Here is an 11,225-nt window from a genome sequence, read left to right as displayed (position 1 = left end):
AAGGCACCGGGTTGAGGGCGCCTAAAAGGCATTCGTCTGCCGCCGGCTGTAGCCCTCATGCCCATAGGATCGCTCGTGGCGCTGGGTTCCTTACTGTTCGGCTTTGCAACCAAATACTTGTCCATTCGCGAACCGCTTGCGATAGCCATCAATGTATTTGATAGTAATCAAACGATGTTCCTTTTTAATGGATCATAACGCTTAATTCGTAAAATCGATTATTTGGATGTGGCGCATCCATGCGATGAATGGATTGCATCCGATAAGTGCGACTAAAGTCCTTATTGAACTCAATGGGCCAACAACGGAGCGTCCGCTTGCACTGTGAGAAAGACTGCTCACACTTATTCGAATCATCATAGTGCTGGATGGCGATGGCCAGCAGTGCCGGCCATTTCGGGAATGGAGGTGTAAAGCGCTCTGCATAAATGGATAGGACGAAAAATGGAAGAAAGCATTGGGATCGACAACCGGGGTGACTTTGGTATCTGGGCTATTGAAGTTGCCAAGCAGATTGTCGGCGAACAGGGTTTTGATCTCGCCAAAGGCTGCGCGTGATGGAACTGAAGACGCAGTCCGGCAAGCAGGCAATGCTCTCGGGCAGGCTATCACCACTGCGCTCATGGACGTCTACGACGGCCTCCTTGAAGGCGCGCGAGACTAAGCCCTCGCAACATTGACGGTGTAGCAATTCGCTCCGGAATGCCCCGTCCGAGCACAGCTGCCTTCACGAATCATCTTCAGCAACGCTGATTAAGAAATTAAGAACGTCGTCGGCTTGGTTCTCTTGTCCCGGGATGAGCTTCGGTCGGCAGCACAGGACGGGCGAACAATGGGATCGAAAGCGGCATACGGCTCGCGATGCAGGCTGTGATCCACTCTGGTGTTCGCCGGCTGCGGCGTGGTTGATACCATGACACCGATTGCTGATGGGTCGGCCGAGGGAATTGCCCCCCTGCATTCTTGCCAATCATTGCGCTCGATCGACAGGCGCCCTGTCATTCCACGTGGCAAGCAATGACGGGGCGGGTGCGCTGACGCGGGTGGCAGTGGTGCGCCAGCGACAGGGCGCCCGGTCTATACCAGACAATCGGTCCGGGAGGAATCCTGTTCGCGAAAAATGAAGATGGTCATAGAGGAGGCATGCAATGATCCGAAAAGACATCGATATCGCTCAATGACACGGGAGAGCGGGGCAGTTAAGGAGACTGCCTGAGGCGCGCACGGCAAGCCGCCACACGCATCCAATCATCTGTCGCGCGAGAGATCATCTGCGCAAGATTGAATGGCCCACCACAGTTTGTGGTTGCCGGCGAGAGCGGGGCTGCATACCCCTGACGCGCTTTCTCGTGTGAGAAGGGCTTTCCCCGTAACTTGCCTTGTACATCGCCGAGAACCGTCCGAAGTGAAGAAATCCCCATTTCAAGCAAATTTCCCTCGTTGTATGCCCGTTCGCCGGATCAAGTAACTCCACCCGCGCCGCCCGCAAACGAAGCATGGCCAAATACGCGGCCGGCGTGGTCTCCCGGAAGGCACGGAACCCGAGTTGCAATGCGCGTGTCGACACCCCCGCGGCTTTCGCGACCATCGGCATTCTGATCGGCTGGCTGATATTGGCTTCCATATATTCAATCGCGCGCCGGACATGCCTGGGGGCTATCATGTAGGGCTTCCTGTCGAGCAGGTGCGAAAGCTTGTGCGGGACAAAGCGTACTATCAGGTCGGCCAAAGCTTGAGTGACGTGCGCCATTGCGATTGGGGATCGAACTGAGGGATCGCGCAACCCACGAATGACGGTCTCCGCGAGAGAGCCGATCATTTGACCGGCCGACGTCGACGTTTCCAATTCCGGCAGAAGGTCCAATGATCCACTGAATGGCGTCTCGAACGTTTGATCAAGCGTCTGCAGAATCACATTCCAGTCGAGCAAAAGCTCGTCAATGACGTTCGATCGGCCATACATCACAACGCTCTCTGGCTCAAGATTGTTGTATAGGAGCAACTTACCGGGTCGAGCGGTGGCTTCGCGCGAGGCGTAGGTCACTCCCATGCCTCCGCTACGCGGTAGCACAATCGACAAATGCTGCACAGCGTTGATGGTAGGCTGGATTTGAAACTCAAACTCGTGTTGATGAAAACCCTTGATCACGGTGGCATAGTCACAGGTCGAAAAATCCAGACTCCACTGGAAGTCATCGACAGGGCTGACCAGCGCGGCTTTATACTCACCAAAGGCAGTACCGAGTGTTTCGATCATGCCATCAAATGACGATCCACCACGCTTAAATGTCAAATGGGGGCTGCTGCTTTGAAACATCCGATACGCCTGTTCGTGGTTGCAATTGGGATACTACACTCTTGGCGAGCCTATTTGCGGTTAGTCGCCGCGGTAACGAATTCAGCTCATAGTCCCATGAAGCCCTGGAAGTCCATCCGCACCTCGTCGTCGTAATAGGCCCAAATCCGCCCAGTAATCTTGTGGGCGGCACCCACTCAAAGACGTTCAGTTTCATTTCGGTCTCCTAAATGTCACTTTCGCGACACATCGAAGGACTTGCTACGCGGCCCGCCTCCTGCAGAATTATCTCACGCATCCAGGTGCTCGCCGGATCGTTTTCATGCGAGGCTGGCCACTGGATGCCCTCGGTGAACGCCGGAAGAGGTATTGGACTTTCCACAATTCGCAAGGGCATAGATGGTGCGAGATGCTTCACCAGTCGCAGAGGCAGAATTGCGAGCCTGTCGGTGCCCAATAGCGCTGCGGGCACCATCCCGAAGCTCTGAACGGCAACTTCGACACGCCTTTTGACACCTCGTTCCGATAAATAAAAGTCCTCAAGCGACTGCTGTTGACCAACCCCAGACTTAGCTGTGACGTGGCCCATCGCCATATACTCTCTGACCGTAAGTTGACCAGATAGTTTCGTATTCGTCGTACAGCCAACGGACACGAACTTTTCGTCGAACAGCTTCGCTCTGGGATGTGCGCTTGACATAAACAATTCCGGAAGAATTAGAAAATCGGCTTTGCCCCGCCGCAGAAGCTGGTCCGGATTATCTGGGAGCGGAATTAACTCGAAACTGACAGCGGGAGCTTCCCTTGCCAGACGCTTTATGATTTTCCGGAAGAATACTGTCGTCATGAAATCACAAAGCGCGATCGTAAAGTGTCGCTCCGGTTCGTCTAATGCGAAGCTATCTGCAGAAATAATGTTGAGTTGAATGTGCTGTAGTGTCTCTCGGACCGCGGAGGCGAGGCTTTCCGCACGTGGCGTCAGGATAAGTTTCCGGTTCTGCATCGTAAACAGGTCATCGCCGAAATAGTCGCGCAGCCGGCGGACGGCGGCACTCATTGCAGGCTGACTGAGATTGATGCTGCGCGCCGCTGCCGAAACGTTGCGTTCCGTCATCAAAGCGTCAAATGCGACGAGAAGATTAAGATCAAGACCCTTGAAACGCATACCGATTTAGCCCCAGAATTATCGTGAGGGTTGAAAAGAACAGTAGTGTTCCGATGTTTGCGGGCAGATCTGACGTCGTGACCTTTCAAAGCAAGATCAATCATTATCGCAAAGACTATTGAGTGCGTAATACGGATATCTTAGGATTGAATTGACCAGTTTTGATTGTAGGCAACCTCACATTCTGGACATTATGGCCTACTGCCTGCCGTTGCATTTTTCACAGTCTCCAGGGTGTTGAGTTTGGCTTCGTCCAGTTTTTTCTGACGGCACTTTGATGGTGCCGCATGGTTTCAACGCCCAACTTCTTGCGTGTCAGATGCTGGACAGGACGGGACCGAACTGGCACATCGTTAATTTCAGTGGGCGAACTTGCCTGGAACGCGGCTTCGAACGAGCTACTGGAAGACATGTCGACACCGTGCTTCAAAAGGGATTCGGGCACGCCGTGCCTCCTGACTGCGACGTGTCTGCCCGGTCGGGTTCAGCTTGCGTTCCAGCAAAATCGCGCAGCAACACCCGGAAGCGCCGAGAGCCCGATCGCTCATCGTCGCTAAATTGTCAGTTGTTTAAAGAAAAGCTCAATTGGCTTGCTCTTCCCTCCAGGCGGTCACAATTTTGCAAAGCCAAATTGCACTCCGCGAACATGTGGGAAGAAGCCCGCGGCGGCCTCCAGAACTCGCTTGAGGAATTCGACATATCAGAGTGCCGGGCACGAAAAATATTCGGTTGCTTGAGTGGAATCACCAACCGCAAAAGTCCAATCGAAGGGCTGCGAGCGGCGACCCTCCCGGACAGGCAAAACCATGTATCCGATAAGGGGCAAAGCGTCGTGGCAAATCATCCTATCTTTTGCATTTGCCGCGACTTGTCATGAAGAAGCTCGTTGATCGAGAGCAGCCCCTAACTTCAGATTGCTGAGATGCGCCGCGGCAGGAGCTTGGCCGGCTCGGCGATTCCTAACGAGGGATGCGCTGTTTAGCGTGTAAATTGATGCCGTGGATGTGTGCTATTCAAACAATCGATTTTGCGAATTGATGGCGGTGCTGCATCAGGCGGACCATTGATTGCAGAGAACCTGGGGCGTCGACGGCACAAGAGTGACGCTGAAAGCAATCAAAAGCAGTCAGGAGAAGCCCTGCCGAGAACTATCGCGCAATCAAAAACCGGAGATGAAGCATGCGTCTTACACTTGCCGCCGCGGCGGTACTTTCCACTTTATCTTTGCAGCAAGCCGTCGCTGGCACTGTAAACTGCGCTCCGATCACCGAGCAGCAGGTAGCAGAATTGTTCGATCGCTGGAATGCGTCGCTCAGAACACTCGACTCCGAAAAAGTTGCCGCGAATTATGCGGAAAATGCGATCCTGCTGCCGACGCTGTCGAACACACCGCGCCTGACACACGAGCAGCGAGCCGCTTATTTCGAGCACTTTCTCAAAAAGCGGCCGAAAGGATCGATCGATCTGCGCGTGATCAGGATCGGATGTAACATGGCAACGGACAGCGGCATTTATACTTTTTCATTCGCCGATGGCACCAAAATTCCCGCACGTTACACCTACACCTATGAATTCATGGACGGAAAATGGATGATTACAGCCCATCACTCCTCATCGATGCCTGAGACATAGGGATGGCTCGAGCACGCGTGCTGGCGATATGCCAGCACACGCTTGCGGTGAACTCCAGCTCATCACTCCAAGCCAGAACTTTCGCCAGCAACACTTGCCTCACTGTTCTTTCTTCCCAACGAAAATCGCTGGATCGTATGACGGGCCATAACGTGAGCTTGAAACCGCCGAAAGGGTCATGGCATGAAGGTCTATGCCGGCGTCATCTTTGAAAAAGCGGCTTCCGGCGGCCTCGTCGACACGTCGTCTCCGTCGTTCTTGCAAAAGCACTGGTCGAAATTGCCGGCGAGGAAGAGGCTGCCGCGGCCCGTCACCTTTTGAGGCCGTTTCTGTCAACCGGCGCCAGGGGCCGAACAGATTCTCCGCCCTTAGCCGGCGCAGCGATCAATCAGAGTACAAATTCAAAGCGTTCGACCAGAGCCCACTCTCAGCAACGGTGCCCGCCTCCTCGGAGAGGCCGATCGCGGGACGGCTCCTCCTCCTTGACGCAGTGCATTGTGGAGCTACGCATCCATCATGCCAAGCGACAAATGGGATTCAAAACATCGAGATGATTGGGCGGCGCGCTTGTCCTATGTCGGACATTGTCGAAAGGACAACGTTGCATTTGGCTTCAAGGCGTTGGGTCATCGTCACAATCCGAATTTAAGCACAAACGTCTTTCGGCATTCGAACTAAGGACAGCTCATTTCAGCGACGTCGATGATACGCAAGTCCTGGATCGTTCACTCGACTGGAATGACCTTTGCGTTTGCGATTTAAGGGCGGCGGGAACGGGCGACCGGCATTGGAAGACGGGAAGCCATGATGCCTGGCGGCGAAAAAGCACCCCTCGAGCGCAGAATCCCATCTGATCGAAAGGAAGACGACGCGTGAAATCTGGACATGATAAGCCGGACTGGAGACGAAAGTCATTGCGCGCCTCATCATCAACTTTCATCTCGAAAAAACATAGCGAGGCGCATTTACCTTGGTATACCATCTATCCAACGATACAGGAGTTTTCCTCTGCAATCGGCGCCCATACGTATGAGGAATGGCTGCGGAGCCTGCCAACCGATGACGCTGTTTCGCTCTATCTGCACATTCCATTTTGCCGCTCGATGTGCTGGTATTGTGGTTTTCCAACGAGCATCACTCGTCTGGATAATTTGATCATCCACTATCTAGCAATGCTCCGTGAGGAGATCCGCTTGGTCGCCGAGCAAGCGCCGAAGGCACTTGGCGTGAGCGACGTGCACTTCGGGGGCGGATCCCCGACCATCATGCCGCCAGCAGACTTCCTGTCGCTAATGGAACTTTTGCGCGGCCACTTCGCGTTCGAGAAAGCGGCTAACATCGCTATCGAGGTCGACCCGCGCACCTTCACCACCGATATGGCCGAAGCCTTGGAGAAAGCCGGTGTGAACCGCGCAAGCGTTGGTGTGCAGAGCTTTGATCCCATCGTACAAAAGGCGATCAACCGGGTTCAGAGCGAGGCGCAGGTGATGACTGCCGTCCAGAACCTTCGCCTGCATGGAATAGGGCGCATCAATTTCGACCTGATGTTTGGATTGCCCTATCAAACAGTCCAGTCCTGTCGCCAGAGCGCGAAGTTAGCTATTGAGATGCGTCCCGACCGTCTCGCGGTCTTCGGTTATTCGCACGATCTATCCTATAGAAAAAATCAGCTCCTGATTGACCGGGCAGCATTGCCCGATATAGCCGGGCGCGCTGAGCAGGCCTCGGTCATGGCCGAAACGTTAGCCGCTGCCGGCTATCTGCAAATCGGGCTCGACCATTTCGCGCTGCCGGATGATGAGCTTGCATTAGCGGAGAGAACTGGTCGTCTGCGGCGCAATTTGCTTGGTTACTCGGCCGAAACACGCCCAACTGTGATCGGCTTCGGCGCGTCGGCCATCGGTCGTTGCGGCGAAGGCTACGTTCAAAACGTATGCGGCGTCCACGCCCCATCGATTTTTCAGTTGCAGTGATCTGAGGTTGATCTACGGCCCGTCAAATGAGCTCACCGAAGAGTACCTGACGAGCTCATTGTGAGGCCTTGATGCGGGCGGCGTAGGCCCAGGGCATGAGGGCATCGATGTCTTTTGCTAGGTGGCCGTTTGCGAGGCTGACGAAGAGATCGCACAGATAGGCGTAGGGTTCAACGCTGTTCATTTTACAAGTGCCGATCAGGCTGGCAAACCGGGCCCAGTTGCGGCCCCCTCCCTCGAAGCCGGGTTCATAATGCCGGGTTTCTGGCATTCGAGTCCACGGTCACTTATCCCTTCCATCCACTGGTTGACCAAACCGTATTGGTAACCGGCAGCCATGAGCACGAAGGTGTTCATTATCTGCTGATTCGACAAGCCCATGGTGGCTCATTTCAAATCCCCGCATGGATGTTTGATCCTGCGGCAAGTTCGATCGAGATTGTAGCCGAGCCGCGCCTTTCGGCAGCCAAGCTTATTGAACTGCGCGCATTCATTGATTCTCACGTACCTTTTCGCTCGGTTCAAGAAGCCGAAGGGATAAGCCATGAGAAAGCAATTTCGCATGCAATTGGATCTGTTCGTGACAGCCCGGCCGGTAGACCTGAGCGACACCCAGCGCCGGGAAGCCTTAACACTCCTTCAATTACTGTTGACGGAAGCGGCGGCAAAGCTGGCCGGCAAGCGGTTCGCCGACGGCGGAAAGGAGGCGGGCAATGAGTAAGATTACCGCCGACCATCTTAGCCTTAGCGCCTTCGTCTACGTCCGGCAGTCGACAGCCTACCAGGTTGCCAATAACCTGGAAAGCCAACGACGGCAGTACGGCTTAGTCGAGCGTGCTCGACAGTTGGGTTGGGAGACCGTCGAGATCGTCGACGATGACCTTGGACGATCCGGAGGTGGCATCGCCCGCCCAGGATTCGAGAAGCTGTTGGCGGCGATATGTGAAGGTCGGGTGGGAGCAGTCGTATCGCTTGAGGCCTCACGTCTGGCGCGCAATGGCCGTGATTGGCATACGTTGCTGGAATTTTGTGGTCTGGTCGGCACTCTGATCGTTGACGAAGAGGCTATTTACGATCCGCGCTCGCCTAACGATCGTCTCCTTCTTGGCATGAAGGGTACGATGAGCGAGATGGAGTTATCCGTGTTTCGGCAACGATCCGTCGAGGCCATGCGCCAAAAAGCGCGGCGCGGCGAACTTCATCTGACTGTTGCCGTCGGATATGTGAAGACGGATGATGCCCGTGTCGAGAAAGATCCTGATCGGCGCGTTCAGGAGAGCATTCTGCTCGTCTTTCGTAAATTCGCCGAACTGCAGACCGTCCGCCAGGTGTTGCTCTGGTTCAGGCAAGAGAATGTCTTGGTTCCGTCTGTCAATCAAGGGCGCGGCAAACCGCCGATCGAGTGGAAAGCTCCGGTTTATCATACCCTTCATCACATACTGACAAACCCCGTCTACGCTGGCTCGTACGCCTACGGCCGGCGTGGGACACGGGTGATGATCAAGGATGGGCGCAAACGGGTCATCCGTGATACGTTGCGGCGTAATTCGAAGGACTGGGAAGTTTTGATCCACGACCATCATGAAGGCTATATTAGCTGGGCCGAGTTTGAAAGGAATCAGCATCTGATCGCCGAGAATGCGAATGGAAAAAGCTACATAGGGCGGGGTTCGATAAGGCGTGGCGAAGCTTTGTTGCCTGGACTATTTCGTTGCGGTCGCTGCGGTCGTCGACTGCATATTCAATATTCTGGGAAAGGCGGCAACACGCAGCGATACGTTTGTCGCGGCACATTCGGCGACATGGCGGCTGCAAACTGCATCGGGTTCGGTGGCATGCGCGTCGATCGGGCCGTCGCGCAGGAAGTTCTCGAACGACTGCAACCCCTCGGGATCGAGGCGGCGTTGCAGGCAATGGAGGCGCACACGCAGCGTCATAGCGATAAGCGTCAGCAACTCGAGAACTCAATCAAGCAAGCACAATATGAGGCTGCTCGAGCGCGGCGCCAGTATGACGCTGTCGATCCCGACAATCGGTTGGTCGCGGGCGAGTTGGAAAGACGCTGGAATGAGAAACTGATCCAATTGCGTGACCTGGAGATCGAGCTTGAGACGCTCTCGACCGACCGCGACATGCCCGCGCTATCGGCAGATGACCGTGCAAGACTGATGAAGCTCGGCAGGGACCTGGGGCAGGCATGGGACAGCCCCAGCGTATCCATTGAGACGCGCAAAAAGATCATTCGGCTACTAATCACGGAAATTGTTGTCGATCTCGTGCGCGCCTTGGCAAGGCAGTTACCTGATTTGTCAATCGCAGCGATCCTGAACCGCTCCGGCAAGCGGACTGGACATGGCGCCAGCTGGACACGAAGCCACGTCTGCAGTCTTCGCAACATCCACGGCATCCCCGTCTATCGGGAAGGCGAACGGGCTGAACGCGGCGAGAGAACCCTCGACGAGACCGCCGACATTCTGAAGGTAAGTCGAGCTACGGCTTATCGGATGGTAAGCAGCGGCGTCCTTCCCGCTCGACAGCTATGTGCTGGAGCGCCTTGGATCATTCAACTTTCCGACCTTCAAGACGACACTGTTCGCCGCGAAGCAGATGCCAGGCGATCAAGACGTCCGATATCTCAGGATCCGGTTCAAAATCCCCTTTTATTTTAAGGACATCGTCAGATGAGCAGTATGTCGCGCCAACGTCGCTACCGGCAAAGAGCGCATTGCGGCGATTCATGGCTGGTCGGCGGATCGCGTTTTCCACCAGGTTGGAGTCGATATCGACGTGGCCGTCGTCCAGAAACAGCCGGAATCCGTCCTGCCGCGTCAGCATATAGGCCAGGGCTTTTCCGAGGTCGGACTTGCGTGAGACGCGCTGGCTTGCGCTGCGAGCCAGGTGAAGAATTCGTCCACCAGCGGGAGGGACAGGTCCTGTCGAACTGCCCGGCGATGTTCGGGATCTGAGCCCCGGATACTGCCTTCGATCTTGTAGAGCGCGGCGATCCGCACCAGCGCCTCGTCGACGATGGGCGATCCACTCTTTGGCGCGGCCTTGATCAGCTTTCTGCGCCCGTGCGCCCAACAGAAAGCCAGCTTCAAGGGATCACCGCCCATCCGGTCCGACGTGGCGAGGTGAGAGTAACCACCGTAGGCATCCACCTGGATTGTCCCGTTGAACCCGTCGAGGATTTCAGCGGCATATTCGCCTTTACGCCCGGGCCGATAATGGAACACCACGCCCGGCGGCGCAGAACCGTTCCAGCCGCGGTCGTCACGCAACACGGCCCAGAGATAACCGGTCTTCGTCTTGCCTCGCCCCGGATCCAACACCGGAGCCGTGGTCTCGTCGACATAGAGCCGCGTGCTTTCAAACAGCAGCCGTTTTGCCATGTAGTCGACCAATCTTGTGAGCGTTGATCCGGAAGTTGCCGCGAGCAACGGGCGGGCGCTCTTGCTGGTTTCGAACTTGATGGAATTGGCCAACATGGTGGAACACCTTTGTGACAGGTTGGCAGCGCGGTGGCGAGCGGAGTGTAAGGACAATTATGCCGCTAATGTAAACGAGATTATGCCGCAAGAGGACTCGCTGTATGGCATATTTCCCTAATTTGCTCAGAGAATGTCCTTGATACAAATCAGAAGTGCGGTATAATTAGCATTACATTAATGCTCGATCTCATACCCGGAGCCCGCAATGCCTGCGAAGTACGGCGGCAAGCGATCAAAGATGGATGCCCTCATCGACGAGGGCACCTTCAATCCAAATTCCGAGAAGGTGCGCGACCCGAAGTTCCGCGGCAGCGAGTTCTTCGATCCGCGCGACGCCGTCCAGGTCAAATACGAGATGCTGCGACGCGTCTCCGTCGACAACGTCTCGGTAACGGACGCTTCCGACGAGTATGGTGTTTCCAGACCGACCTACTACCAGGCCAAGGCAAACTTCGACACGAGTGGGATTGCTGGACTGGTGCCGGCAAAGCCGGGTCCCCGCGGGCCCCACAAGGTCGACGACAAAGTCCTGGCATTTCTGCAGGCAAGGCTGGTTCCGGGCGTACCCGTTCATGCACGCGAGCTCGCCAAGATGGTCCGCAACGAACTCGATATCGAGCTTCATCCCAGGACGATCGAGCGGGTGTTAAAAAAAACGATCCGCTAGA

Annotated in this window: 6 protein-coding genes and 5 pseudogenes; 7 read left to right on the top strand and 4 right to left on the bottom strand. The window is 55.4% G+C overall.

Annotated elements, in window-relative coordinates; genetic code table 11:
* The first annotated feature begins 444 nt into the window (after positions 1–444).
* Positions 445–664: pseudogene (locus tag RHSP_RS08395) on the top strand (hypothetical protein).
* A gap of 603 nt (positions 665–1,267) precedes the next feature.
* Here the strand turns inward: RHSP_RS08395 and RHSP_RS08390 are convergent.
* Positions 1,268–2,317 (bottom strand): AraC family transcriptional regulator, encoded by a 1,050-nt coding sequence (locus RHSP_RS08390; RefSeq protein WP_004112928.1) that lies wholly within the window; start codon positions 2,315–2,317, stop codon positions 1,268–1,270.
* Positions 2,318–2,522: 205 nt separating this feature from the next.
* The gene (locus RHSP_RS08385; RefSeq protein WP_004112925.1) at positions 2,523–3,461 is read right to left on the bottom strand and encodes a LysR family transcriptional regulator; all 939 of its coding nucleotides are present in this window, start codon (positions 3,459–3,461) and stop codon (positions 2,523–2,525) included.
* 1,179 nt (positions 3,462–4,640) lie between these two features.
* Here RHSP_RS08385 and RHSP_RS08380 point away from each other — a divergent pair.
* Positions 4,641–5,093, top strand: a complete 453-nt coding sequence (locus RHSP_RS08380) for an SgcJ/EcaC family oxidoreductase (RefSeq protein ID WP_004112919.1) — start codon at positions 4,641–4,643, stop codon at positions 5,091–5,093.
* 914 nt (positions 5,094–6,007) lie between these two features.
* Positions 6,008–7,024 (top strand): annotated as a pseudogene (locus RHSP_RS08375) (radical SAM protein); the annotation flags it as partial.
* Between the two features lie 97 nt (positions 7,025–7,121).
* On the opposite strand, the pseudogene RHSP_RS33480 reads toward RHSP_RS08375, so the two are convergent.
* Positions 7,122–7,310, bottom strand: a pseudogene (locus RHSP_RS33480) (transposase domain-containing protein); the annotation flags it as partial.
* A 77-nt stretch (positions 7,311–7,387) separates the two neighbouring features.
* On the opposite strand from RHSP_RS33480, the pseudogene RHSP_RS35520 reads away from it, so the two are divergent.
* The 3 genes and pseudogenes from RHSP_RS35520 to RHSP_RS08365 form a co-directional block, all read left to right on the top strand.
* Positions 7,388–7,504, top strand: a pseudogene (locus tag RHSP_RS35520) (hypothetical protein); the annotation flags it as partial.
* Positions 7,505–7,610: 106 nt separating this feature from the next.
* Positions 7,611–7,787, top strand: a complete 177-nt coding sequence (locus tag RHSP_RS35515; protein WP_240535395.1) for a hypothetical protein — start codon at positions 7,611–7,613, stop codon at positions 7,785–7,787.
* Entirely contained in the window at positions 7,780–9,735 is a 1,956-nt protein-coding gene (locus tag RHSP_RS08365; RefSeq protein ID WP_004112912.1) for a recombinase family protein, read from the top strand. Before RHSP_RS35515 ends, RHSP_RS08365 begins: the two co-directional genes overlap by 8 nt.
* On the opposite strand, the pseudogene tnpC reads toward RHSP_RS08365, so the two are convergent.
* Positions 9,626–10,458 (bottom strand): annotated as a pseudogene (gene tnpC, locus RHSP_RS08360) (IS66 family transposase). The gene RHSP_RS08365 and the pseudogene tnpC sit on opposite strands and share 110 nt — an antisense overlap.
* Positions 10,459–10,762: 304 nt before the next feature.
* On the opposite strand from tnpC, the gene RHSP_RS08355 reads away from it, so the two are divergent.
* Positions 10,763–11,224: a helix-turn-helix domain-containing protein gene (locus RHSP_RS08355; RefSeq protein WP_004112894.1), complete on the top strand. Its 462-nt coding sequence runs from the start codon at positions 10,763–10,765 to the stop codon at positions 11,222–11,224.
* Position 11,225 lies beyond the last annotated feature (1 nt).

This window comes from Rhizobium freirei PRF 81 (assembly GCF_000359745.1).
Taxonomy (GTDB): Bacteria; Pseudomonadota; Alphaproteobacteria; order Rhizobiales; family Rhizobiaceae; genus Rhizobium; species Rhizobium freirei.
The sequence above is the reverse complement of the archived record's forward strand: the minus strand, read 5'-3'. Positions and strand labels throughout refer to the sequence as shown.